General features: G+C 47.2%; 21 protein-coding genes and 1 tRNA gene. All 22 read left to right on the top strand.

Annotation, left to right across the window (positions count from 1 at the left end):
• The first annotated feature begins 49 nt into the window (after positions 1-49).
• The 22 genes from LU290_RS06935 (at position 50) to LU290_RS06830 (ending at position 26,064) form a co-directional block, all read left to right on the top strand.
• Positions 50-1,447, top strand: a complete 1,398-nt coding sequence (locus LU290_RS06935; RefSeq protein WP_277807879.1) for an L-lactate permease — start codon at positions 50-52, stop codon at positions 1,445-1,447.
• 282 nt (positions 1,448-1,729) lie between these two features.
• Positions 1,730-2,176, top strand: a complete 447-nt coding sequence (locus LU290_RS06930) for a GNAT family N-acetyltransferase (protein ID WP_277807878.1) — start codon at positions 1,730-1,732, stop codon at positions 2,174-2,176.
• Positions 2,177-2,302: 126 nt separating this feature from the next.
• Positions 2,303-2,812 carry an NADH-quinone oxidoreductase subunit NuoE gene (gene nuoE / locus LU290_RS06925; protein WP_277807877.1) on the top strand — a complete coding sequence of 170 codons (510 nt, stop codon included), beginning with the start codon at positions 2,303-2,305 and terminating at the stop codon, positions 2,810-2,812.
• Positions 2,809-4,251 (top strand): NADH-quinone oxidoreductase subunit NuoF, encoded by a 1,443-nt coding sequence (gene nuoF, locus LU290_RS06920; RefSeq protein ID WP_277807876.1) that lies wholly within the window; start codon positions 2,809-2,811, stop codon positions 4,249-4,251. Before nuoE ends, nuoF begins: the two co-directional genes overlap by 4 nt.
• Positions 4,251-7,361, top strand: a complete 3,111-nt coding sequence (gene nuoG / locus LU290_RS06915) for an NADH-quinone oxidoreductase subunit NuoG (RefSeq protein WP_277807875.1) — start codon at positions 4,251-4,253, stop codon at positions 7,359-7,361. Before nuoF ends, nuoG begins: the two co-directional genes overlap by 1 nt.
• The gene (gene nuoH / locus LU290_RS06910) at positions 7,358-8,383 is read left to right on the top strand and encodes an NADH-quinone oxidoreductase subunit NuoH (RefSeq protein WP_370688558.1); all 1,026 of its coding nucleotides are present in this window, start codon (positions 7,358-7,360) and stop codon (positions 8,381-8,383) included. The genes nuoG and nuoH overlap by 4 nt, the downstream gene beginning before the upstream one ends.
• 15 nt (positions 8,384-8,398) lie before the next feature.
• Entirely contained in the window at positions 8,399-8,947 is a 549-nt protein-coding gene (nuoI, locus tag LU290_RS06905) for an NADH-quinone oxidoreductase subunit NuoI (RefSeq protein WP_277807874.1), read from the top strand.
• Positions 8,944-9,534, top strand: a complete 591-nt coding sequence (nuoJ, locus tag LU290_RS06900) for an NADH-quinone oxidoreductase subunit J (RefSeq protein ID WP_277807873.1) — start codon at positions 8,944-8,946, stop codon at positions 9,532-9,534. Before nuoI ends, nuoJ begins: the two co-directional genes overlap by 4 nt.
• A complete protein-coding gene (gene nuoK / locus LU290_RS06895; protein ID WP_370688525.1) occupies positions 9,531-9,872 on the top strand; it encodes an NADH-quinone oxidoreductase subunit NuoK in 342 nt (113 codons plus the stop codon). Before nuoJ ends, nuoK begins: the two co-directional genes overlap by 4 nt.
• A gap of 7 nt (positions 9,873-9,879) precedes the next feature.
• The gene (nuoL, locus tag LU290_RS06890) at positions 9,880-11,736 is read left to right on the top strand and encodes an NADH-quinone oxidoreductase subunit L (protein WP_277807872.1); all 1,857 of its coding nucleotides are present in this window, start codon (positions 9,880-9,882) and stop codon (positions 11,734-11,736) included.
• 1 nt (position 11,737) lies between these two features.
• Positions 11,738-13,438, top strand: coding sequence for an NADH-quinone oxidoreductase subunit M (nuoM, locus tag LU290_RS06885; RefSeq protein WP_277807871.1), 1,701 nt, complete (start codon positions 11,738-11,740; stop codon positions 13,436-13,438).
• 11 nt (positions 13,439-13,449) lie between these two features.
• On the top strand, positions 13,450-14,925 hold the full coding sequence (locus LU290_RS06880) for an NADH-quinone oxidoreductase subunit N (protein WP_277807870.1): 1,476 nt from the start codon (positions 13,450-13,452) through the stop codon (positions 14,923-14,925).
• A gap of 276 nt (positions 14,926-15,201) precedes the next feature.
• The gene (locus tag LU290_RS06875) at positions 15,202-15,999 is read left to right on the top strand and encodes a ferredoxin--NADP reductase (protein ID WP_277807869.1); all 798 of its coding nucleotides are present in this window, start codon (positions 15,202-15,204) and stop codon (positions 15,997-15,999) included.
• Positions 16,000-16,005: 6 nt separating this feature from the next.
• Positions 16,006-16,635, top strand: a complete 630-nt coding sequence (locus LU290_RS06870) for a nicotinamidase (RefSeq protein WP_277807868.1) — start codon at positions 16,006-16,008, stop codon at positions 16,633-16,635.
• 129 nt (positions 16,636-16,764) lie between these two features.
• A tRNA-Leu gene (locus LU290_RS06865) sits at positions 16,765-16,849 on the top strand.
• Positions 16,850-16,924: 75 nt separating this feature from the next.
• Complete coding sequence (locus tag LU290_RS06860) at positions 16,925-17,998, top strand: DUF475 domain-containing protein (protein WP_277807867.1); 1,074 nt, start codon at positions 16,925-16,927, stop codon at positions 17,996-17,998.
• 325 nt (positions 17,999-18,323) lie between these two features.
• On the top strand, positions 18,324-19,523 hold the full coding sequence (gene carA / locus LU290_RS06855; protein WP_277807866.1) for a glutamine-hydrolyzing carbamoyl-phosphate synthase small subunit: 1,200 nt from the start codon (positions 18,324-18,326) through the stop codon (positions 19,521-19,523).
• 42 nt (positions 19,524-19,565) lie between these two features.
• Complete coding sequence (locus LU290_RS06850) at positions 19,566-20,138, top strand: hypothetical protein (protein WP_277807865.1); 573 nt, start codon at positions 19,566-19,568, stop codon at positions 20,136-20,138.
• 189 nt (positions 20,139-20,327) lie between these two features.
• On the top strand, positions 20,328-21,464 hold the full coding sequence (locus LU290_RS06845; protein ID WP_277807864.1) for an ankyrin repeat domain-containing protein: 1,137 nt from the start codon (positions 20,328-20,330) through the stop codon (positions 21,462-21,464).
• 27 nt (positions 21,465-21,491) lie between these two features.
• A complete protein-coding gene (carB, locus tag LU290_RS06840) occupies positions 21,492-24,728 on the top strand; it encodes a carbamoyl-phosphate synthase large subunit (RefSeq protein ID WP_277807863.1) in 3,237 nt (1,078 codons plus the stop codon).
• Positions 24,729-24,924: 196 nt separating this feature from the next.
• Complete coding sequence (locus LU290_RS06835) at positions 24,925-25,416, top strand: REP-associated tyrosine transposase (protein WP_277807862.1); 492 nt, start codon at positions 24,925-24,927, stop codon at positions 25,414-25,416.
• A 315-nt stretch (positions 25,417-25,731) separates the two neighbouring features.
• A complete protein-coding gene (locus LU290_RS06830; protein ID WP_277807861.1) occupies positions 25,732-26,064 on the top strand; it encodes a hypothetical protein in 333 nt (110 codons plus the stop codon).
• Positions 26,065-26,209: the final 145 nt, after the last annotated feature.

Here is a 26,209-nt window from a genome sequence, read left to right as displayed (position 1 = left end):
GAAACAAACAATCAAAGTAAGTAATGTTCACGCATCAGGAGGCTAAACAATGGAGCTGATGACGCTTTTACCGATTCTTGGTGTGCTACTACTGATTATTGTCTTAAAGCGTTCGCCGATTGAAGCGGCGTTCTTTGGGGCGTTAAGTGCTTTGATTTTGTGGCTGTGCGATGTGGCAACGCCTTATTCACAAGTGTTGGCTTGGGCAATCATTACAGATACGATGATTTTGTTTGCGAGCGTGGCATCTGTGATTGCAATGGGGCTTTTGCTTGTGGTCTTGCTTGAAAAAACACCAACCAATCAGGCATTTACTTCTTGGGTTGGCTTACTTAATTTGCCAAAATCACAAAGTGTGTTACTTGTGATGCTTGGCATTGCCCCAATGCTTGAAGCTCTGACGGGATTTGGGGTGTCGCTGATCGCGATAATACCGATTTTGCTGACATTGTTGCCCAAAGAAATCGCCCTAAAAACGGCATTGGTGGGTATGGCGATTATGCCGTGGGGAACATTGGGCTTGGCAACGGTTACAGGAGCATCAATGCTTGGATTGTCCGCCGCTGAATTGGGTTTGTATTCGGCGATGGTAAGTAGCCCTGTGTTTATGTGGCTTGCACTTTGGGCATTGTCTTTGGCAAAATTATTGGACAAACAAGCTCTTATCAATGCCTTGATGGTTTGTATGATGTTTGTCTGCGTGTTGGCAAGTGCGTCAAAAACGGTGGGTGTGGAGATAGCAGGCGTGTTGGCGGGGCTGTCGGTGGTGGCGTATTTTTTGTTGCTTGGCAAAAAATCACCCATTCCCAAAGCGATTTGGGTGTATGCTGTACTGTTTGGCTCGGTGTTATTCTTGAAAGTGGTCGGGTTTTTAACAGGGTGGCAACATTGGGCTTGGCAAGGCGTACAGGCAAGTTTTAAGCCGATAAATTCGCCCAGTATTGCTTTGGCTTTGACGGTGATAGTGGTTTGGTGGGCGTACCGTCAGCAGTATGCGTTGAACACAGTCATACACCAATGGTTAAAAAGGGCTTATCGCCCATTGACGACCATCTTGTGTTTTTTGTTAATGTCGCAGATAATGGTAAAAGGCGAGTTTTTGCAGGGATTTCACCAATTGCTAAGTGGTTTGCCTGCTGTTGCCCAAATACCCATTTTGACAATGCTAGGAGCGATTGGGGGGTATTTGACAGGATCTAATGTGGGTGGTAATGTGTTGATGTTGCCCATTTTGACAGACAATAACCCCATTTTGGCGGCGATAATGAACAGTGCGGCGGGGGCATCTGCGTTGGCATCATTGCCAGTGGTGGCAATCATTGCAGGACTTGCCAAAGCTGACACACAACAAGAACAAAGATTGATAAGCACCGCCTTAATGGTTGCTGTTATCAATACGGCATTGGTGGCATTGGTGGGCGTTTTGTTGTATGTTGGTGTGGCTTAAATTATTATTGATGTGTGATGAAATGATAAGATGATGAAGACAAAAGAAATTAAACAAAGTGATAGCCATAAAAAACCTATCATTATAATCCCAATGCAACAATGAAAGAAGTTTTTAAAAATATTCAAATTCATTTGCCAAAGGATTATAAATTTGACCGTGAATTTGCCAATAGAGCATAGAATTGGCTTTATCTGTCAACCCAAATCGCTATACTAAAAACGGTGGGTTAAACCCACCCTACATAGACTGGCAGAATAGTTAAAATTTTAAGGAAAAATAATGCAAATCCGTTGTATGCGTGAGACCGACATTAACCAAACTTTTGCGTTGATGAAGGAATTGGCGATTTTTGAGCATTATATTGACAGCTTTAAAATCACGCCAGAGATTGTCAAAGAAAAAGGCATTGATAATCACGATTTTTATTGTTTGGTGGCGGACGATGATGGCGTGATTGCTGGCATGCTCGTGTATTATTTTTTGCCTTATACCGCCCAAAATCGCCCAAACATTTATATGAAAGAGCTGTATGTGGCTGAGCTTTATCGCAATCAAAAAGTCGGCGAAAAATTGATGTTAAAGCTAAAAAAGATTGCCAAAGAACATCATTGCCCCGTCATCAAATGGACGGTCGCCCCTTGGAACGAAAAGGGCATGAAATTTTATGAACGCTTGGGAGCGACACAAAATAACGAATGGATCAATTATGAACTGGCGGTGGAGTAGCCAAACCCGATTCTTTAAAGATTTGTTAAATTTATCAATCATAAAAAGTTCATAATTTTAACAAATCAAAAACTTAAAAAATAGCCAACCGATAGACGGTTTAGCGAACTAAAAAATGGTAACTTTATGAAAATAGTAACCGACAAAACCCCCAAGGTAGATGTCAAATCTATCCTAAGCGCCGAAGAGATTGCAGGCATTGATGAGTATATCCATCACTACCCACAGGCTCGGGCTGCCGTCCTTGATGCGTTGAAACTCGTGCAAAAACGAAATGGCTGGGTCAATGATGCCCAAGTCGCCGCCATCGCCAATATGCTAGACATTGCTGTGGCAGATGTGGAGGGCGTGGCGACTTTCTTTAACCGCATTTATCGTCAGCCAGTCGGTCGCCATGTGATTTTGCTTTGCGACTCGATCGCTTGTTATTTGACAGGTTATGAAGCGCTTGCCAATGCCTTTAAGCAGTCGCTTGGCATTGATTATGGACAAACCACGCCTGATGGTCGCTTTACGCTATTGCCGATTTGCTGTCTTGGCAACTGTGACAAAGGTCCGAGCGTGCTGATAGATGAAGATACCTATGGTCCTGTGCGTCCTGAGGAAGTGGCGATGCTGTTGGAGTACTATCAATGATTTATAATGCAGCGAATAATAAGGCGGATTTGGCAAGTCAAATCCAAGCTCGTCAAAACGGACTTGCGCCAAGCCAGCTTAACCGCCAAAAAACCCCAATCTGGGGTGTGGGTCTGGCAGAGGGTCAGGAGCCGACTTCTTTGACGCACCCTTTGACTTGGCGACTGTTCCACTCAGATGCCGTGCTAAAACTGGCGGATTATTTGGCGCTAAAAGGCTTTGAAGGCTTTAAAATCGCCTTATCAAAAACGCCAAAGGAAGTGGGCGAGATGATCAAAAACGCCAATGTGCGTGGGCGTGGCGGTGCCGGCTTTAACGCAGGCTTAAAATGGACATTCATGACGCCGCCTGATGGGGGTATGTGTTACCTTATTTGTAATGCTGACGAGATGGAGCCGGGTACTTTTAAAGACCGTCTGCTGATGGAACGCCTACCGTTTCAACTGATTGAAGGTATGCTGATCACCGCTTATGCCATCGGTGCGTCCGCAGGCTATATTTTTATCCGTGGCGAGTACATTTTGGCGGCAGAGCGTCTGCAAGCGGCGATTGATGAGCTGATTGCCAACAATTTGCTTGGCGATAATATCTTGGGTACGGATTTTAATTTTGACTTGCATGTCCATACTGGGGCGGGTCGTTATATTTGTGGCGAAGAAACGGCGTTGATTAACTGCCTAGAGGGTCGCCGAGCCAACCCACGCACCAAACCGCCATTCCCCCAAGTGTCAGGGGCGTGGGGTCGTCCGACTGTTGTGAATAATGTCGAAACGCTGAACAATATGTCGGCAATCATGCTAAATGGGGTACAGTGGTATTTGGACCTTGCCAAGATTAAGGGCAAATCCGAAACCCCTGGCACCAAGATTATGGGTTGTAGTGGACGAGTAAAAGACGCAGGTCTTTGGGAAGTGCCATTTGGTTATACGGCTCGTGAACTGATTGAGCTTGCTGGCGGTATGCAAGATGGACTTAAGCTCAAAGCGTGGCTACCTGGCGGGGCGAGTACCGATTTTCTGACCGCAAGCGATGAACATCTTGACCTTGTCATGGACTTTGATCCGATTATGAAAGCAGGCTCACGACTTGGCACCTGCCTGATGATGGTCGTTGATGAAACGCAGGATATGGTAAGCCTTTCTAAAAACTTACAACAATTTTTCCAACGAGAATCGTGCGGCTGGTGTACGCCTTGCCGTGATGGTTTGCCGTGGGGCGTAAAAATCCTTGATGCGATTGACAACGGACAAGGGCAAGCGGACGACATTGATAAACTGTCTGAGCTGACTCGTGATTTGTGGATTGGTAAGACTTTTTGCGCTCACGCACCAGGGGCGATGGAGCCTTTGATGAGTGCATTAAAATATTTCCGCCACGAATTTGAACAAAAAATTGAATCAGCACAAGCAAGTGCGTCAGACAACCAAGGGGGCGTGTGATGGCAGTCATTCATATTGACGGCAAAACGGTAGAAGTTGATAGTGCCGATAATTTATTGCAAGCCTGTTTGTCGCTTGGCATTGATGTGCCGTATTTTTGTTATCACCCTGCACTTGGCTCGGTCGGCTCGTGCCGTCAGTGTGCGGTCAAGCAGTACAATAACGAAGACGATTATAAAGCAGGGCGTGGTCGCCTTGTGATGAGCTGTATGGTCGCCCCTACCAATGATATGTACATCTCGGTAGACGATGCCGAAGCCCGTGATTTTCGCAAACGCATCGTAGAATACTTGATGACCAACCACCCACACGATTGCCCAACTTGCGAAGAAGGCGGACATTGTCATCTACAAGACATGACTTATATGAGTGGGCATCGCAAGCGTCGTTATCGCTTTACCAAACGCACGCACCACAACCAAGACTTGGGTGCGTTCATCAATCACGAGATGAACCGCTGTATCGCTTGCTATCGCTGTGTGCGCTTTTATAAGGACTATGCAGGCGGCGAAGATTTTGGCGTGTATGCGTCTAATAACCGTGTCTATTTTGGGCGAGAAGAGAGCGGTCAGTTTGAAAGTGAATTTAGTGGCAACTTAACCGAAGTCTGCCCAACTGGCGTATTCACCGACAAAACCCACTCCGACCGCTACAATAGAAAATGGGACATGCAATACGCCCCAAGCATTTGCCACGGCTGCTCGGTGGGCTGTAACATCTCGGCAGGCGAGCGTTATGGCGAACTTCGCCGCATCGAAAACCGCTACAACCACGATGTTAATGGCTACTTTTTGTGCGACAAAGGGCGTTTTGGTACGGGCTTCATCAATCGTAGCGACCGCCCAATCAGACCGTATGCCAACACGCACGCAGGCAAGCAAGAGCTAGACGCCAACACCGCTCTTGATCAGGCGGCAAATCTGATCCGTGGCAAAAAAGTCATCGGCATCGGCTCGACTCGGGCAAGCTTAGAGAGTAACTTTGCCCTAAAAAAACTGGTGGGCGAGGCTCGTTATAGCACCGGTGAGCGCCAAGCGGTGAAAGACTTGGTGGCGCATGCGACGAGCATTTTGCAAAATCATGCCGTGCATCAGGTGTCTGTGGCGGCGATCGAGACGGCGGATTGCGTCTTTGTACTGGGTGAGGACTTAACTCAGACCGCCAGCCGTGCAGCATTGTCACTGCGCCAAGCTGCCAAAAACAAAGCTCGACAGATGGCGACGGCACTTCGCACGGAGCATTGGTTGGCTGAGCCGGTGAAGCGCATCGGACAAGAAAATCACAGCCCAATCTATCTGACGAGCGTGGTGGATACCAAGCTTGATGACATCGCTAAGGTGTCCGCCATCGCCACGGCAAATGACATCGCAAAGCTTGGCTTTATGGTTGGCGACATCATCAAAGGCTATGCTGATGAGCTGACCGCCATCACCGAAACCGAGAACGCCATTTTCGCCAAAGAAAAAGCGCCAAATCTGGTCATCGATGAGAACATGGCGATGGAGTTTTTGGCGCATCACATCGCCTATGATCTGGTGATGGCAGACCGACCGCTACTGATCTCTGGTACCAGCCTGTCATCCAAAGCGCTGCTACAAGCCACCGCCTATATCGCTCAGACTCTGACCGCCAAGCGTGCGCAAATCGCCCATGTTGAGCGTGAATTCATCGAAGTGGAAAATGCCAAGATTCGTGATGAAGTGGCACGACAATTCACCGACCCTGATAAGAGTGCCAAAGTCGATGGCGAGCATCAGACCGAGCGTGATCCTGCTGACTTTGAAAAAACGCTACAATCTCGCCTGCTAAAAGTCAATGCGCACTATGCCGAAAAAACAGGCGTGTACCTTGCCATGCCAGATGCCAACAGCGTGGGGCTGAGTCTGATGGGCGGTCAGTCTATCGAAGAGGTCTTATCAAACGACTTTGAGGCGGCTTTGGTGATGGAGCATGATTTGGCAAATCTGAGCGTCAATCAACGAGCCAAGCTTTTGGATAAGACCGTGATCGTGCTGGATCATCAAAGCTATGACTGGCATCATCAGGCGGACATGGTGCTGTCTTGTGGTTCATTTGCCGAAAGTGATGGTACTTTGGTGTCGGCAGAGGGGCGTGCGGCACGGTTCTTTGCTGCTTATGATAAAAAATACTATGAGCCGACGAGTGACATCAAGGACAGCTGGCGTTGGCTGCACGCACTGGATAATGCCGCACAAGGTATGTCGGGCGAGCCAAGCTGGTGCCATCTGGATGATGTGGTCAATGAGCTGGCGGCAAGCCATCCCCAATTTGCCATGATCAAGCAAGTCGCCCCTGAGGCGAACTATCGCATCACTGGTCTGAAAGTCGCTCGTGAGCCGCGTCGCTACTCGGGTCGTACCGTGCTGCGTGCGCCAATCTCCATCCACGAGCCAATGCAGCCTAAGGATAAGGACAGCGGTTTGACTTTCTCGATGGAAGGTTATGTGGGCGATAAGACCGATGCCAGTCTCATTCCATTTGCGTGGGCGGCAGGCTGGAACTCGCCACAAGCGTGGAATAAATATCAAGATAAAGTCGGTGGTCGCCTAAAAGGTGGTGATGTCGGCATTCGTTTGTTTGATCATTTGCCGATGAATGAGACGGTGTTTGACAAACTGGCGCTTGGTGATGAGCCATTAAGCAGTGTCTTTGATGGTCGTGCGGTGCTGGTGCCAGTGTATCGGATGTTCGCCAGTACGCCGATGGTGTGCCGAAGTCCTGTTGTGGCAAGCCAAATCAAGCCTACCACTTGGATGATCGGGCGTGATGACGCCGATCGATGGCTGCTAAAAGATGGCGATAAACTGACCATCACTCAGCAGGGCGTGGCGGTGACTTTGCCTGTGGCGTTGGTGGATTATGTTGCTGAAGGGTGTGTGGGCTTCTTGTCTGGCGTCGTGCCTTTTGAGGCAAATGTGCCAGCTGTGATGAAAAAAGCCGATGATCATGCGCCAAACTTCATTCCAGCCTATGTCCAGAGCGTGCAGGCGCTGGCGGCACACGACAGACAGACGATATTTACGCCAAAAGCAGGCTTTAATAATCAGCCATTGACACAAATGGCGGTCAAACAAGAGGTGGGGGCATAAAGATGCGTATCATTCCTGAAATGCCATCATGGCTTGGTTTGTCATTTGAGTGGTGGTCGGTCGTTTATCTGACTGTGCAGGCGTTGGTGATTTTCTTAGGTCTGGTGCTGGTCGCCGCCTTGATGATCGTCTATGAGCGCCGTATGCTGGCTTTGTGGCAAGATCGCTACGGTCCAAACCGTGTGGGTTGGCAAGGCTCTTTGCAGCTTGTCGCTGATATGTTAAAGATTTTCTTTAAAGAAGACTGGACGCCAAATTTTGCCGACAAGCGTATTTTTACGCTGGCGCCTGCGATAGCCATGTTCACTGCTTTGGCAAGTTTTGCCATCATTCCGCTGTCTCCGACTTTGGGGGCGAGCGACTGGAACATCGGCTTGCTGTTTTTCTTTGCCATGGCAGGGCTTGCGGTGTATGCCGTGATGTTTGGCGGCTGGGCATCGGCGAATAAATTCTCGCTACTTGGCGGACTTCGTTCGGCGGCGCAGACCATCAGCTACGAAGTGTTTTTGGGCTTGTCTTTGATGGGCGTGGTGGCGATGGCGGGCTCGTTCAATCTGCGTGAAATCGTCATGGCGCAGACCACCGTGTGGAATGTCGTGCCACAGTTTTTTGGCTTTTTGACTTTTGTGGTGGCAGGCGTTGCGGTGACGCACCGACACCCATTTGACCAGCCAGAAGCAGAGCAAGAGCTTGCCGAGGGTTATCATGTGGAATATTCTGGCATGAAATTTGGTATGTTTTTCATCGGTGAGTATGTCAATGTGGTGGTGATTTCAGCGTTGATGACGACTTTGTTTTTTGGGGGTTGGTTGCCGCCGTTCGGTATTGACATTCCGTTTGTACCGCCAGTGCTGTGGTTCATGATTAAGACTTTGTTTTTTATGACTTTATTTGTCTTGGCTCGTGGCTCGCTCATGCGTCCACGCTATGATCAGGTGATGAATTTTGGCTGGAAAGTGTGCTTGCCTGTTACTTTGGTCAATTTGCTGGTCACGGCAGCCGTGATTTTGTTAATGCAATAAGGGGTGGAGATTTTTATGCTTTCAACTTTAAAAAATACCGCAGTCGGTATTGCAAGCATTGTCCGCTCGATGTGGATGGTGAATAGCCACGCCCTGCGTAAGCGAGACACGATTTTATATCCAGAACAGCCCGTGCCAGTGCCACCCCGTTTTCGTGGTCGTATTGTCTTGACACGAGATCCAGATGGCGATGAGCGCTGTGTGGCGTGTAACCTATGTGCGGTCGCTTGTCCTGTGGGCTGTATCAGCCTACAAAAAGCCGAGCGAGAAGATGGTCGCTGGTATCCTGAATTTTTCCGCATCAATTTTAGCCGCTGTGTGTTTTGTGGCATGTGCGAAGAGGCTTGTCCTACGACAGCGATTCAGCTCACCCCTGATTTTGAATTGGGCGAATACAACCGCCAAAATCTGGTCTATGAAAAAGAGCATCTGCTCATCTCAGGACCGGGCAAATATCCAGAATATAACTATTATCGTGTGACGGGCATGGCGACCGAAAATCAACCAAAAGGGTCGCATGAGCGTGAAAGTCAGCCGATCGATGTGCGGAGTCTGTTGCCATGATGGAATTATTAACACGCTTTTTGGCGAATGGCGAGGTCGTCGGATTTTATGCGCTTGGCTTTGTGGCGCTGTGGTCGAGCCTAAGAGTGGTGACGCACGCAAACCCTGTGCATGCCATCTTATCAATGATCGTAAGCCTACTTGCGGTGGCAGGCATTTTCTTTATCATCGGTGCGCCCTTTGCAGGCGTGCTTGAAATGATCGTCTATGCAGGGGCGATTTTGGTGCTGTTTGTCTTTGTGATCATGATGCTCAATCTCGGCACGGACACTTTGGAAGAAAAATCATGGCTGACCGCCAGTGCTTGGGCGACGCCTGTGTGCTTGACGCTGATCATCGGCGGTGTGCTTGTCGGCTTTTTGGTGGGTGGCGAGCGTGCTATGCTAAGCGACGCCACCATTGATGTCAAGGCGGTGGGCGTCAGCCTGTTTACCCAATATGTGCTACTCGTTGAAGTGGCGGCATTTTTGCTCTTGGGTGCGCTTGTGGCGGCATATCATTTGGGCAAAAGAGCGCTGGATGATGAAAATGTCAGTCATTTTCAAGATCAAATCGATGAGCATGCGGATCAGGGAGAAAACTCATGAGTGCAGTCTTAACATCTGTACAGTCGGCATCCTTGGGTGTGCCTGCTGAGCATGCGCTGATCTTATCGGCGGTCTTATTTGTCATAGGCTTGGTGGGTGTGATGGCACGCCGTAATGTGCTATTTATGCTCATGAGCCTTGAAATCATGATGAATGCCGCGGCATTGGCGTTCGTGATTGGTGGCAATATTTGGGGTTCGCCTGATGGGCAAATCATGTTTATTTTTGTATTGACTTTGGCGGCGGCTGAGGCGGCGATTGGTCTTGCGATTTTATTGCAATTTTATCATCGCTTTAAGAGCCTTGATGTCAATCATGCCAGTAAGTTAAAGGGGTGATGGTGTCATGAATATGTTGGCTTTGACTTTTATTTTCCCTTTGATTGGCTTTTTGATTTTGGCAATCGGACGAGACAGAATCTCTGAGAAACTGGCGACCGTCATTGGCGTCGGCTCGTTGTTTTTATCTGCCATCACCACAGCGGTGGTGGGTGTCAATTATTTGAGCCATCATGGCAGTCAGACGGTGCTTGTGCCGCTTTGGACTTGGCTGTCAGTAGGGGATTTTGCCCCAAAATTCGTCTTGGCGTTGGACGGTCTGTCTTTGACGATGACCGCCATCATCACAGGCGTGGGCTTTTTGATTCATCTGTTCGCCAGCTGGTACATGAAAGGCGATGCAGGTTTTGCCAGATTTTTTAGTTATCTAAATCTGTTTGTCGCCAGTATGCTCTTATTGGTGCAGGCGGATAATTTATTATTACTTTACTTAGGCTGGGAAGGCGTGGGCATTTGCTCGTATCTGTTGATTGGTTATTATTTTGACAATCGAGCCAATGGACGAGCAGCGATCAAGGCATTTACCGTTACTCGTGTGGGCGATGTGTTTTTGGCGCTTGGCTTGTTCTTGTTGTTCCGAGAATTTGGCACGCTAGACATTCACGCCATCATCGCCAAAGCGCCTGAAATTTTTAGCCTAAATAACCCAACGATGATTTTGATCACGCTCATGCTGGTGGGCGGTGCGTTTGGTAAATCGGCTCAGATTCCGCTACATACTTGGCTTGCCGATGCGATGGCAGGTCCGACGCCTGTGTCAGCACTGATTCACGCAGCGACGATGGTCACGGCAGGCGTGTATTTGATTGCTCGTTTGCACCCATTATTTATCCTAACGCCTGAGGTGCTACTGTATGTGGTGGGCGGCATTGGGGCAGTTTCTATGCTGGTGGCGGGCTTTTCGGCACTGGCGCAGACCGACATCAAGCGAGTGCTTGCCTACTCTACGATGAGTCAGTTGGGCTATATGTTCATTGCTCTGGGCGTGGGTGCGTGGCAGGTGGCGATTTTTCACTTGATGACGCACGCATTTTTTAAGGCATTACTGTTCTTGGCGTCAGGTGCGGTGATTGTCGCCACGCATCACGAGCAAAACATCTTTAAGATGGGCGGACTTGCCAAAAAAATCCCATTGACTTTTTGGTCGTTTATGGTCGGTGGCGGTGCGCTTGTGGCGGTACCATTTGTTACGGTGGGTTTTTATTCCAAAGAAGCCATTCTGTGGGAAACCTACGCCACAGGGCATATGACGCTATTCTGGGCGGGCGTGTTTGGGGCGTTTTTGACTGCCGTTTATACTTTCCGTTTGATTTATTTGGTGTTTTTTGGACAAGCCAAAACGCACGCCGAGCCTTTGTCTGGCATCAGCTATGCGCTGCCTTTGGCGGTACTGCTTGTTTTGTCAACCGGTGTGGGGGCGCTCATTCATCCGCCATTGGCTCATGTGTTGCCAGCAAGTGTGGGCAGTACGCTAAGCGAAGGTAAGCACACGGCAGAAATCATCGCCATGACGGTGACGGCGCTCGGCTTGGTGCTTGCGTACTTTTTATATGTGTTAAACAAAGGCAAGCTGCTCAGCGCTTGGACAAATTCCACCTTAGGCGCTGCCTGTGTGCATTGGTGTCATCATGGGCTAGGCTTTGATGCGCTTTATGACATCGTGTTCGTCAAGCCGTTTTTGGCGATTTGTAAGCTCTTAAAAGCCGATCCTGTGGATAAGCTGTGGAATGTGCTGCCCGCCTTGGCAAGCGTGGGCAATCGCCTAAGCGCTAAGGCTCAGACAGGGCGGCTTGGCAGTCATGCCGTGAGCTTTGGCTTGGGACTGGTGCTGGTGTTAATCTTGGCAATGATGATGGTGGTGTAAGATGACAGAACAAAATTGGCTTTTGCCGACATTGATTGCCATTCCTTTTGTGGCAGGGTTTTTGTGTTGGCTGATTGAAAAGGTAAATGACAAGCTGCCACGCTGGATTGCACTGCTTGCCATGCTCATGACTTTTGGCATCAGTCTTTTGCTGTGGCAGCAGGGCGACTTTGCTCGTCTGCTTGTCACTGATGGCGCTGATGCAGGCGCTTTGCCTTGGGCGGCTCAGTTTGTGCTGCCTTGGATTCCGTCTTTGGGCATTTCATTTCATCTGGCGATGGACGGCTTGTCCTTGTTGATGGTGGCTTTGACGGCATTTTTGGGCGTGATGGCGGTGGGCTGCTCGTGGGGTGAGATTACTCGTCGAGTGGGCTTTTTTCACCTAAACTTGCTATGGAGCTTGGGTGGTGTCATTGGCGTGTTTTTGGCGATTGACCTATTCTTATTCTTTTTCTTTTGGGAATTGATGCTACTGCCGATTTACTTTTTGATTGCTTTGTGGGGGCATAATGCCACAGGTGGTAGGACCAAAGAATACGCAGCGACTAAGTTTTTTATTTATACCCAAGCATCAGGCTTAATCATGCTGATTGGCATTTTAATGCTGGTCATCATTCATTTTAGTCAATCTGGTGTGCTAAGTTTTAATTATCATGACCTATTGGGTCTGAATCTGGGCGGCTGGGAATATGTCATCATGCTGTGCTTTTTTATCGGTTTTGCGGTCAAATTGCCCGTATTTCCGTTGCACGGCTGGCTGCCTGACGCGCACGCCCAAGCCCCAACCGCAGGTTCGGTGGATTTGGCGGGTATTTTGATTAAAACGGCGGCGTTTGGTTTGCTCCGTTTTGTATTGCCGCTATTTCCAAATGCGTCGGCAGAATTTGCACCGATTGCGATTGCTTTGGGTGCGGTTGGTATTTTTTATGGGGCGTTCATTGCCTTTGCTCAGACTGACATCAAGCGCCTGCTTGCCTACACCAGTATTTCGCACATGGGCTTTGTGCTGCTTGCCATCTATGCGGGCAATCTGATGTCATTGCAGGGCTTGATGGTGCAAATGATCGCACACGGTCTGTCCAGTGCGGCACTGTTTATCATGGCAGGTCAGCTGTACGAACGCTTGCACACTCGTGATTTGACACAGATGGGCGGTATGTGGGGGCAATTTCGCTACTTTGCACCGCTACTCATGTTCTTTTGTGCGGCACTTTTGGGCATTCCCGGTACGGGCAACTTTATTGGCGAGATTTTGATTTTGCTGGGTTCATTTGAGCAGTATCCTGTGATTGTGGTGCTTGCAACCATCAGCCTTGTGCTTGGTGGTTTGTATTCGCTGATTTTGATTTATCAGGCGTTGTTTGGCGAAAATACAGCGCCTAAGCTTGCCAAAGTCAATGGCGGTCGCCTAAGAGATTTGGGTAAGCGAGAGATCAGCTTACTTGCGGTGTTGGCGGCAGGTTTGGTGTGGCTAGGCTTGTATCCGCAGCCTGTACTGAATGCGTCCGAATCATCGATGGGCTGGATTGCTAAGGCTTATGCAGGTGAATTGCCCGTTAAGCATCACACACCGCACGGCATCATTGATCACATGCACGACCATCATCATGAACACGACCATCACCATCAAGGACATCACGACCATCATCATGAAGGTCATGACCATGCGTCCACCCACTCAACCAATACGCACGACAAATAAGGAGTAGTGTGATGAATCATTTTCTTGAATCCTTATTGTCATTTGCGCCGATGCTTGTGGTGGCTGTGACGGCGCTGGTGGTGATGCTTGCCATCGCTGTGAAGCGTTCGCACTTTTGGTCGGCGACTTTGAGCGTGGTGGGTTTGAATATTGCGCTGATTGTGCTGATTTTACAAGCTGTGGGCGTACTGCCGATGGGTGTGCCAAATCATCTATTTGTCATCGATGGCTTTGCTGTCTTTAATATGGCGGTGATTTTGATTGCGTCTTTGGCGTGCTGCACCTTGTCTTATGGTTATTTTGAAACCCTAAAAGACAATAAAGATGAGCTGTATTTGCTGATGCTGATTGCCACGCTTGGGGCGATGCTGATGGCGAGTGCCAATCATTTGGCGGCGTTTTTTATGGCGTTAGAGCTGCTGTCAGTGCCGATGTATGGGATGCTTGCCTATACTTTCTTGCGTGCCAGATCGCTTGAGTCTGGACTAAAATACTTGGTGCTGTCAGCGACTGCGTCTGCCACGCTACTGATGGGTATGGCGTTCATTTTTGCCAATACGGGCGCACTTGACTTTAAAACGCTGGGGCTGGCTTTGGCACAAGGTCAGATCGGTCTTTGGTTTGTGGCAGGTGCGATGATGATGCTGGTGGCGATCGCCTTTAAATTGTCCGCCGCACCGTTTCACTCGTGGGTGTCTGATGTCTATGAAGGCGCGCCTGCACCCGTGGCGGCATTTTTGGCGAGTGTCAGCAAGGTGGCGATGATGGCGCTTGCCATCCGCTTTTTGACGGTGACCGCCATACCGTCACTGACTGCCTTTAATGCGGTGCTGATTTTGATCATCGTCAGCTCCATCATTTTGGGCAACTTGCTTGCCATCCGCCAGACCAACCTAAAACGCCTGCTTGCGTATTCATCCATCGCCCACATCGGCTATGCGCTGGTGGCGCTGCTTAGCGTCGGCGCTGGCAGTACGGGGGTGATCAGCATGTATATGGCGGTGTATGCCTTGACGAGCATTGGTGCGTTTGGTGTCATTACGCTGATGTCTAGCCCATATAAAGAGCGTGGTCGCACTTCCATCTCGGGCGAGGCGGATGAGATGCGGTTTTATCAAGGGTTATTCTGGCGTCGCCCTGTTTTGACGGCGGTTTTGACCATCATGCTGTTGTCTTTGGCAGGGATTCCGCTGACGGCAGGCTTTATGACGAAGTTTATGGTGATTTTTTCATCGGTGCAGGGCATGAGATTTTGGGCGGCGCTGTTGGTGATCGCAGGCAGTGCGATTGGTCTGTCTTATTATCTGCGTGTCTTGACGGCGCTGTATCAGCGACCAAAAGCGCATTTTGAATTTGATGCGCACCACGAATGGGGCATCAAGGCGGGCGGTGTCATGCTGCTTGTCGTCACGGCGCTCATCATTGTATTTGGTATTTTGCCAAATGGGCTGATGAATTTGGCGGCGCTTGCTACCATCACACCTTAATCCTTAATATAAAAGAGCATAATAAAACAAGTGTCAAGTTGGCACTTGTTTTGTTTTTGGTTCATTGTTACAATGATGAATATATCTACCGAATAATATAATTACCACAAAATTATGTGATGTCGTAGGTTCAGTTGAGCTTTCGAAAACCCAAAAATTTCAAAGACTTGTGATAGAAATGTTGGGTTACGCTATCGCTAACCCAACCTACATAAGCTGTATTACTTTGTCGGTTCGGTAGGTATATCATAAAAAATAACAACATAAGAGCAAACCATGTCCGACCAAAACGCCACCCCCATCAAAGTACTCTCCAAGACCGTCTGGTCGCCCACTTTGTTTAGCTTTACCACCACACGCCCTGACGGTTTTCGTTTTGAGGCAGGGCAGTTTGCTCGTTTGGGCGTAAATCCTTGCGAATTACAGCACACCGACAATGCCCCTGATGAACGCATTTTTCGTGCTTATTCGGTGGCGTCCAGCCCCTATGATGAACATCTTGAATTTTTCTCGGTGGTCATGCCTGATGGGGCATTTACCAGTCAGCTACAGCATTTGGCGGTGGGCGATACGCTGTATCTTAATCCTGAGCCGTTTGGGTTTTTGACTTTATCTCGCTATCAAGAACCTGCCCCAAAGACGCTGTGGCTACTGGCGACTGGCACAGGGCTTGCACCGTTTTTGTCCATGCTTGGCGATTTGAGCGTGTGGGAGCAGTATGAGAGCATTATTTTGGTGTATAGCGCCAGAACGCTAAGCGAGCTTGCCTACACCGACCGCATCAATGAGCTTGCCGATACTTTTGGCAAGCTGTGCGACAATCCTGCCAAATTCATCTATGTGCCAATCGTTACTCGTGAGTCGGTGTCAGGCTGTCTAAATGCTCGCATTCCTGCGTTGATTGCCAGTGGCGAGCTGGAGCAAGTGGCAGGCGCATCGTTTGCAAGTGATTGCCATGCAATGCTGTGCGGTAATCCGCAAATGATTGATGATACCAAAAAAGCCTTGCAGGATAAGGGCTTAACCATGAATCGCCGTGGCGTGGGTAACATTGCCGTGGAAAATTATTGGTAATTTAAAATGACAAACACAGCCAAGCAATTTGCCAAAAAGACCGCACTCATCGTCGTCGATGTCCAAAATGACTTTATCACAGGCACGATGGCGGTGGCGGGTGCGTCTGATATTATTAAGCCGATCAATGAATTTGCCAAGCGATTTGAGCTGGTGGTTTTGACCCAAGATTATCATCCGCCTAAGCACATTTCTTTTGCCAGTACGCACGATTTGCCAGAGCTTGGCGTGCTGGATGCGCCTTATGGTCGGCAGGTTTTGTGGGCGGATCACTGCGTGCAGGGCGAGTGGGGTGTGAAACTATCCGATGAGCTTGCCATCAATCATGCACGCTTGATTATCCGCAAAGGCTGCCGTGCCGATGTGGACAGCTACTCGGCATTCATTGAGGCGGACGGCACGCCGACAGGGCTTGATGGCTATCTAAGGCAGCTTGGCGTGGAGCAGGTCGTCGTGGTAGGCATTGCCACGGACTTTTGTGTGGCGTGGACGGCGATGGATGCTGCCAGATTAGGCTATGAATGCACGGTGGTGACAGATTTGTCCGCCGCCATCGATGTGGATGGCTCGTATCAGGCTGCCGCTCATCAAATGAACGCTTTGGGTGTTCGGCTGGTAGAATTAAAAGATATTTAAAATCAATAGCTTATAAAATTTTTTCGCAATTTTTTAAAAAATGACTTGCCAAATTTTAAAATCCAAGTATAATACCGCCCATCAAGACGACATTGTAAAATTCTTTTAGAGGTCTTGATGATACAACTTGGGGTCGTGGCGAAATTGGTAGACGCACCAGATTTAGGTTCTGGCGCCGCGAGGTGTGAGAGTTCGAGTCTCTCCGACCCCACCATTTTCCATAAAACCAATAATCAAAGCGATTATTGGTTTTATTCGTATGTCTAAAATTTAAGCGCTAAGGGCTGACATGAGACATTTTTTATTTGATATTATTTTTACGGTGGTGTGTTTTTTCATCGCTGCTTGGTGGGGCTACTCACATGGCGGTGTGTCTGGCATGCTCTTGGCGCTTGGTGTGACGGCGATCTTGGCGGTGATGGAAGTGTCGCTGTCCTTTGACAATGCGGTTGTTAATGCGTCCATCTTGAAGGGCTGGGATGATTTTTGGAAAAAAATCTTTTTGACCGTCGGTATTTTGATCGCCGTTTTTGGTATGCGTTTGGTATTCCCAATCGTCATCGTGGCGGTGACGGCAAATCTTGGCATGTTTGAAGTCATCGATTTGGCACTCAATAACCCTGTCAAATATTCTGAACATCTGAATGCTCATCATGCTGAGATTTCTGCCTTTGGCGGTATGTTCCTATTGCTCGTGTTCTTAAAATTCATGTTTGGCGACAAAGATGTGCATTGGTTTACTTGGCTTGAGTCTCGTTTGGTGAAGTTCAGCAAAGTCGATGCGATGAGCGTGTTTGTGGCGCTGGTGGTACTCATGATCTCGATGAGCTGGGTGGATGAGGCTAAGCAGGGCGTCGTTTTGGTGGCAGGCATCTGGGGTATCTTGGTGTATCTGGGTGTGAGTGTCTTGTCGGCATTGCTAGAAGGTGAGAGTGACCCTGATGAGGTCGTCTATGACGCCAAAGGCAATCCCATCACCAATACCGCAGGCGTGTCGCCAACGATTCTAAAAGGCGGTGTGGCAGGCTTTTTATACCTAGAAGTGCTGGATGCGTCGTTCAGCTTTGACGGTGTGATTGGTGCGTTTGCCATCACCAATGATGTGGTTATTATCATGATTGGTCTTGCCATCGGTGCGATGTTCGTGCGTTCGATGACGATTTATTTGGTGGATAAAGGCACGCTGAGCGAGTTTGTGTATCTTGAACACGGCGCGCACTATGCCATCGGTGCTTTGGCGGTCATCATGCTACTTTCTACCAAATTCCATGTGCCAGAGATCATCACAGGCTTGATCGGCATTGCGTTCATTGCTTTGTCTGTCTATAATTCGATACAGTATAACAAAAGAAATCCTGCTTAACGCAGCACATAGATGGGTCAACACTGACTTTGCAAATAAAATAAAAATTTGCTAGCCATTTTTTGTAAAATTATGTATAATGGCTAAAATCTATGCCAAAGCGAGCAACCATGAAAAATGCGACTTAACACTTGCCAAATTTGCAAATTAAGTTAGTGATTTTTTGGTTGTTCGCTTTTTTTATTGGCGATTTAAAAATTTATTAAATTGGCAGTTTCGCCAAAACAAGCTCGGCAAATTTTGCCAAAAAATTTTGTCCAAAATTTGCCAAAAGCCGCCGTTTTTTGACATTTACAACAAAACCAAACATTTTTCGGAGCGTGTCATGACAACAAAAAAAGCCATTTTAGCCCTAGCTGATGGGACGATTTTTCGTGGTGTGAGTATCGGGGCGAGCGGTAGCAGCGTCGGCGAAGTGGTCTTCAATACGGCGATGACAGGCTATCAAGAGATTTTGACCGACCCAAGCTACGCAGGTCAGATGGTGACTTTGACTTATCCGCACATCGGCAACACTGGCTGTAACGATGAAGATATGGAGTCTGGTCGCATTCATAAGGTGTGGGCGACAGGTCTGATTATCCGTGATTTGCCATTATTGCACAGCAATTTTCGTGCGTCAGGCTCGCTGTCTGAGTATTTGATTGCCAATAATGTTGTAGCGATTGGCGATATTGACACTCGCCGTTTGACGACACTACTGCGTAAAACTGGCTCACAAAACGGCTGTATTTTGACCGCTGATGCTGATGGCAATATTGACGAACAAAAAGCCATCGAGCTTGCCAAATCTGCCCCGTCTATGAAAGGTCAGGATTTGGCGAAAGTGTGCTGTGATCAAGAGGGCTTTATTTGGACACAAGGTTCTTGGGAGCTTGCCAATGATGGTCGCAATGCCAAAACTACTGAGACTGGCGGTCGCTTTAAAAAGCTGGGCGAGGACATTGAACATCGTTTTAACATCGTGGCGTATGATTTTGGGGTTAAGACCAATATTTTAAGAATGCTTGTTGATCGTGGCTGTCATGTGACTGTCGTGCCTGCGACCACGCCTGCCGATGAAGTGCTTAAACACAATCCAGATGGCATTTTCCTATCTAATGGTCCTGGCGATCCAGAGCCTTGCACCTATGCGATCGAGGCGATCAAGACCATCTGCGACACCACCAAAATCCCTGTGTTTGGTATCTGCCTAGGACATCAGCTACTGGCTTTGGCAAGCGGTGCAAAAACCATCAAAATGACGCTGGGTCATCACGGTGCCAACCACCCTGTACAAAATCTTGATGATGGCAAAGTGATGATCACCAGTCAAAATCACGGCTTTGCGGTAGATGAGGCGACCTTGCCGAGCAATCTGCGTGCGACTCACCGATCACTGTTTGATGGCTCAAACCAAGGCATCGAACGCACCGACCGTGTGGCATTTAGTTTCCAAGGACACCCAGAAGCCAGCCCCGGCCCGCACGATTGCTCGGTGTTATTTGACCGTTTTGCCGATGAGATGGCGAAGGTTAAGGCGTGATTTTAAGGGCTAATTTGTTGATTTTGTTTAAGGTTGGTTAATATGTTAAAAAGAAAAATAACTGCTATTTTCATGGCTATGATTGCTTGTCAATCGGTGTTTGCTAACAACGAACAAAATCAGCAGATTGCTGAAAAAGTTGCTTATATTCACGCAGGAGGTACAATTTTTAATCAGCTTTTAAATACTGAATATCAGAAATTAGACAAGCAAAACATCCCTATTGCAAAAAAACAAATATTTGAGTGTTTGCTAAATCATAGTAATGATACAACTTATGCTCAGTTTTTATTACCACTAATTGCTGATTTTATGCAAAATAAAACAAAATCTGAAATTCAAGCATATCAAGCAGCTTTAAGTGATAAAAAATTGCTTGAGTTGGTAAGAAATATCTCTTTGAGTAAAAGTGGAATGACTAACTATGGTACAGATTACTATACAAAACAATTAAAAATGTATGAGAATGTGGAAAATGTGACGGTATTGTATAAATTGGCAACGCTGGGAGGGGCAACCACATCGCAGGCAGAATATCTTGGAAGACGAATGTCTGATGAGTATACGGGTTATATTTTGCGAGAATGTAATATGTTCAATCTGCAAGGTGCATAATAGACACCTTACAACTGAAACATAAAAAGCATATGCAAGATAAATTTAACCTAACTCTTGAACAAAACCGTTTTTTGGCTCGCAAAAATATTGTGGAAGTCATTCACAGTATTTCACGGCTAGAAAAGGTGAATACCACTTTTCCACAAACCAAAACCATTATTGTTTGTATGGGATAACGGTGTAAAAATGGCACGAAAAAATAAAACACTACCCAAAGATTTTGAAGAGATCGTTCAGCGTGGCGATTTGGACGAATTAAAAGCGGTATTTAAAAAATGTGAAATCAATGCTCACGAGCGTTATGGTTCGGATACGGCTTTATTTTTTCGTGGCTTAACACCTGAATTTGTGCGTTGGTTTGTAGAGCAAGGTGGAGATATTCATTATTGTAATAATTTTGGTTACACACCATTAGGGCGACAATCGTGTTTTACGAGCAATGAAAAAGATAATGAGATTTATAAAAAATTTTTTGAGCAGGGATTGCAAATCCACTATGATAATTCAGAAATTATTGAATTGTTAATTGAATTGGGGGCAGAAGTTAATACCAATACAAGTTCAACACCGTTAATTTTGGCGTGTCGTTCACTGAATCCAACAGCAGTTAAAATTTTATTAAAGCACGGTGCAGACCCTATTGGTAGTGATAAAGGTTTTAATTCGCCATTAACGGAAGCATTATATCAATTTGCTCCAATTCCAGAAACTTTGGAAATTGCCAAATTATTATTATCCTTAGGTGTGCCAATTACCGAGCAAATGAAAGAATATGTTGGGGTAATGGGCAAAAGGTTTGAAGATAAAAAATTAAATCCAACATTGTCTGAATATTCTAAATATATTATAGAAAGAAATGAATCCATAATGAATGAATTGTATCGTTTATTTGGTGTTGAGCCTATCAAGCCACGCCAATTATATGATGGTCATTCACAAATTATTGTTCCAGATAATGATGATTTGCAAGCGACATTTAAACAATTATGGGATTTTTTGGTATTACCAACAGGACAATGTTCAACCGTGCAGGGCGAAGTTATTCGCATTACAGGACGCATAGCAGGCGAAATTTACCGTAATGGTGGAATGAATTGGAAAGCTGATTATCAAAAAATGTTAAATGCCTTGATAAATTATTTTAAAATGGGGTATCCTTTGAACAATGAGCAATTAAATCAAGCTGAATATTTAAAAGCCAAAGTTTATCAAGGTAATCCCAATAGTTATGATGAAGCGGTTGAGTTGAGTAATTTAGCGGTATTGTGGGTTAAGGCAAATCCCAATCCGATAATGATTAATCAAACCGATTATGAATTTTAGTAAATAAAACGAGCGAGAGAGAACCCTATGCCAAAGCGTAACGACATAAAATCCATTCTAATCATCGGTGCAGGTCCGATTGTCATCGGTCAGGCGTGCGAATTTGACTATTCAGGTGCGCAAGCCTGTAAAGCCCTAAAAGAAGAGGGCTACCGTGTGATTTTGGTCAATTCCAACCCAGCGACCATCATGACCGACCCTGCGATGGCGGATGCCACTTATATTGAGCCGATCACTTGGCAGACGGTGGAGCGTATCATTGAAAAAGAACGCCCAGATGCGATTTTGCCGACGATGGGCGGACAGACGGCTCTAAACTGTGCGCTTGATTTGGATAAGCATGGCGTGCTTGCCAAATATGGCTGCGAGCTGATTGGTGCGACCAAAGAGGCGATTGAAAAAGCCGAAGACCGTGAGCTGTTTGACAAGGCAATGAAAAAAATCGGTCTAGAATGCCCAAGAGCTGATGTCGCTGAGACGATGGAACAGGCTTTGGAAATCCAAGCTCGCTTTGGTTTTCCTGTGATTATCCGTCCGTCATTCACGATGGGTGGCTCTGGCGGTGGTATCGCTTATAACCGTGATGAATTTATTGAGATTTGTGAGCGTGGTTTTGATTTGTCGCCGACGCACCAGCTGTTGATTGACGAAAGTTTGATTGGCTGGAAAGAGTACGAGATGGAAGTGGTTCGTGATAAAAATGACAACTGTATCATCGTCTGCTCAATCGAAAACTTCGACCCAATGGGCGTGCATACAGGCGACTCGATCACCGTTGCCCCTGCCCAGACTTTGACCGACAAAGAATACCAGCTGATGCGTAATGCGTCCATCGCTGTACTGCGTGAGATTGGCGTAGAAACAGGCGGCTCGAATGTGCAGTTTGGTATCAATCCTGAAAACGGTCGTATGGTCGTGATTGAAATGAACCCCCGTGTGAGCCGTTCGTCAGCATTGGCGTCTAAGGCGACAGGCTTTCCGATTGCCAAAATCGCTGCCAAATTGGCGGTCGGCTATACGCTAGATGAACTCAAAAACGACATCACGGGTGGCAAGACCCCAGCGTCTTTTGAGCCAAGCATTGACTATGTGGTAACTAAGATTCCACGCTTTAACTTTGAAAAATTCCCACAAGCTGAGGCGACTTTGACCACGCAGATGAAATCGGTGGGCGAGGTGATGGCAATTGGTCGTAACTTCCAAGAGTCTATGCAAAAAGCCTTGCGAGGACTGGAAACTGGTGCAACTGGCTTTGATGAAGTGGCAGGATTGTCTGGCAAAACCGCCAACGCCATCGTCAATGAAATCAAAAATCGCCTAAATATCCCAACGCCAGAGCGAATTTTTTACATTGCAGAGGCGTTCCGTCAAGGCTTTAGCTTGGACGAAGTGTTTGAGCATACCAAGATTGATCGCTGGTTCTTGGTGCAGATTGAGGACATCGTCAAGACCGAAAACGAGATCAAGTCTTTGGGCTTTGGTGGCTTGAATGCGGATAATCTGCGTAGCTTTAAGCGTAAGGGCATGAGTGATTTACGCATTGCCAATCTGATGGGCATCAGCCAAAAACAATTTCGCAAAAAACGCTGGGATTTGGGCGTGTACCCAGTGTACAAACGAGTGGATACTTGTGCGGCGGAGTTTGAGACTTCAACGGCTTATATGTACTCAACCTATGACGAAGAGTGCGAGGCTCGCCCAAGCGATAAAGACAAAATCATGGTCATCGGTGGCGGTCCAAACCGTATCGGTCAGGGCATTGAGTTTGATTACTGCTGTGTGCATGCCGCTCTTGCGATGCGTGAAGATGGCTATGAGACCATCATGGTGAATTGTAACCCAGAGACAGTTTCCACCGATTATGACACTTCTGACCGTCTGTATTTTGAGCCAGTTACGCTTGAAGATGTACTTGAAATCGTGCGTACTGAGCAGCCAAAAGGCGTCATTGTGCAGTATGGCGGTCAAACACCGCTGAAACTTGCTCGTAGCTTAGAAGAGGCTGGCGTGCCTATCATCGGTACAAGTCCAGATGCCATCGACCGCGCTGAAGACCGTGAGCGTTTCCAAAAAATGCTCCATCAGCTCAATCTAAATCAGCCACCAAATGCGCTGGCGACCAGTATGGACGAGGGCATTGTGCGTGCTACTGAGGTGGGTTATCCGCTGGTGGTGCGTCCGTCTTATGTGCTGGGTGGTCGTGCGATGGAAATCGTCTATAACGAGGACGAACTGCGTCATTATCTAAAAACAGCCGTACAAGCATCTAACGAAGCACCTGTACTACTGGATCGTTTCCTTGATGACGCCATTGAAGTGGATGTGGACTGCGTGTCTGATGGTCAAACGGTGGTCATCGGCGGTATCATGCAGCACATTGAGCAAGCAGGCGTGCATTCTGGCGACTCGGCGTGTTCATTACCACCGTATTCGCTAAGTAGTGAAATCCAAGACCAAATCCGTGAGCAGACCATTGCGATGGCAAAAGAGCTTGGTGTGGTGGGCCTCATGAATGTGCAGTATGCTGTCAAAGATAACACGGTGTATATCCTAGAAGTCAATCCACGAGCCAGCCGTACTGTGCCGTTTGTCTCTAAGTGTATTGGCGTATCGCTTGCCAAAGTCGCCGCGCGCTGCATGGCAGGCAAATCTTTGGCGGAGCAGGGCTTTACCAGCGAGATTGTGCCAAGTCATTATTCAGTCAAAGAAGCGGTATTTCCATTTGCCAAGTTCCCAGGGGTTGACCCAATCCTAAGTCCTGAGATGAAGTCAACTGGCGAGGTGATGGGCGTGGGCAAGACCTTCGCCGAGGCGTTCTATAAATCAATCATCGGCTCGAATGAGCGTCTCCCGGGATTGCCTACCGAAGGTGAGGTAAAAACGGCATTCTTGTCGGTGCGAGACAGCGATAAGAAATATTTGCCAGAGCTTGCCAAAGCCTTGCATGATTACGGATTTAGGCTGGTGGCGACCGATGGTACGCAAAAAGTACTGGCAGAGGCAGGCATTGCTTGTGAGCGTGTCAATAAGGTTACAGAAGGTCGTCCGCACATCGTTGATGCCATCAAAAATGGCGAAATCGACATCGTGATCAATACCACTGAAGGTAAGCAAGCCCAAGAGGACTCTTTCTCCATTCGCCGCAGTGCTTTGCAAGGCAAAGTGTATCATGTGACCACCATGTCAGCTGCCTTAGCATCGGTCAAAGCGTATGAGATCAGCTTGCCATTTGATGTGTACAAGCTACAAGACTTGCATGCCTGATTGAGCGTTTGATGGCTGTCAGCGCCATCACAATCAAGTCAATGACAATAAAAACACCCTAAGTGGTGTTTTTATTTTGTCTGATTCAATACCAGCTTAGCGGCTCAGCTGAACGAAAGTGAAACCCAACATTTGCGGCGCAGTTTATTGAATTTAGGGGACTTTGCCAGCCCTATACCTTTATTTGTATGATGACATGAAATATCGCCGACATTACGAGCCAAATAAAAGCTATTTTTTCACCCTAAATCTGGCAGATCGATCCAGTGATTTGCTGTTAAGGCACATCGATGAGCTGCGTCATGCCTTTAAAATCGTCAAGCAGCAGCGCCCATTTGACATTGACGCTATCGTGATATTGCCAGACCATCTGCACATGCTATGCACCTTTGATGATGATTGTGATTATTCCACACGCATTCGTCTGATCAAATCTTATTTTTCTCAAAAACTCCCCAAAACAGAACGAATTTCAACAAGTCGGCAAAAAAAGCAAGAAAGGGGCATTTGGCAAAGACGCTTTTGGGAGCATTGCATCAAAGACGAGCAAGATTTTAATTTTCATGTTGATTATATCCACATCAACCCTGTAAAACACGGTCTAGTGAGCAAGGTGTCAGATTGGCAATATTCATCATTTCATCGGTATGTTCAGCAGGGAATTTTACCAAAAGAGTGGGGCGGCTGATTTTATATAAAGTGGTTTTGATGTAAAATATGAATGGTTTTGATGTGATGGGAAGTGAAATGATGATAAAGCCAAAATTATGGTGCAACCCATTGAATTTGTTGGGTTTCGTACCTCAACCCAACCTACCGAGCTTTTTTGCAAGTAGGGTGATATGCATATTATACGCCATCATAAACCCGTCTATCAACGATGCACGGTGTGCAGTCTTCGCATAGCATGTCTTAGATTCAAAGGCATTCCCAATTAGTAAAGATATTGATAATTATCATTATTTAATATAAAATATCAAGAAAAATATTCAGGGAGATAGCAATGACACTCACCAAAGAGCGTCGAAAGCAATTTTTTACTCAATATCGATGGATGTATGCATTACCTAGCGGTCTTTGTCTGATATTGTATTTCTATGGGCTTTGGCAGATAAGACAGTACCATGAGTTTGACTCACAGAGTGCATGGATGGTGTTGGGGCAGTTTTTGGCGGTGGCTTTAGTGGTATTCCTGTCGAATCGTGTCGTGGATGCCATGCTTGGTCGATATGAGCATCAGTGGGGCGGCGTTACGCTCACCAAGATGAATCGATGGGCAAAGTATCTGTGGTGGCTGATGATGGTTGGTCTTGTCATGGGATGGGTTTTGGATTAATTCGATGATTTGGTTTGTCTATTTTGAATGTGTAAACAAATAAGCATACCGACACTCATCGATATGCTTATTTTTTGGCTTGTCAAATTATCTTAGACTTCCAGATAGTCCAAGCCCGTAGGCTGGGTTAGCGGCAGCGTAACCC

Origin of the sequence: Moraxella nasibovis, from assembly GCF_029581575.1 — a bacterium.
GTDB classification, from domain to species: domain Bacteria; phylum Pseudomonadota; class Gammaproteobacteria; order Pseudomonadales; family Moraxellaceae; genus Moraxella; species Moraxella nasibovis.
The sequence above is the reverse complement of the archived record's forward strand: the minus strand, read 5'-3'. Positions and strand labels throughout refer to the sequence as shown.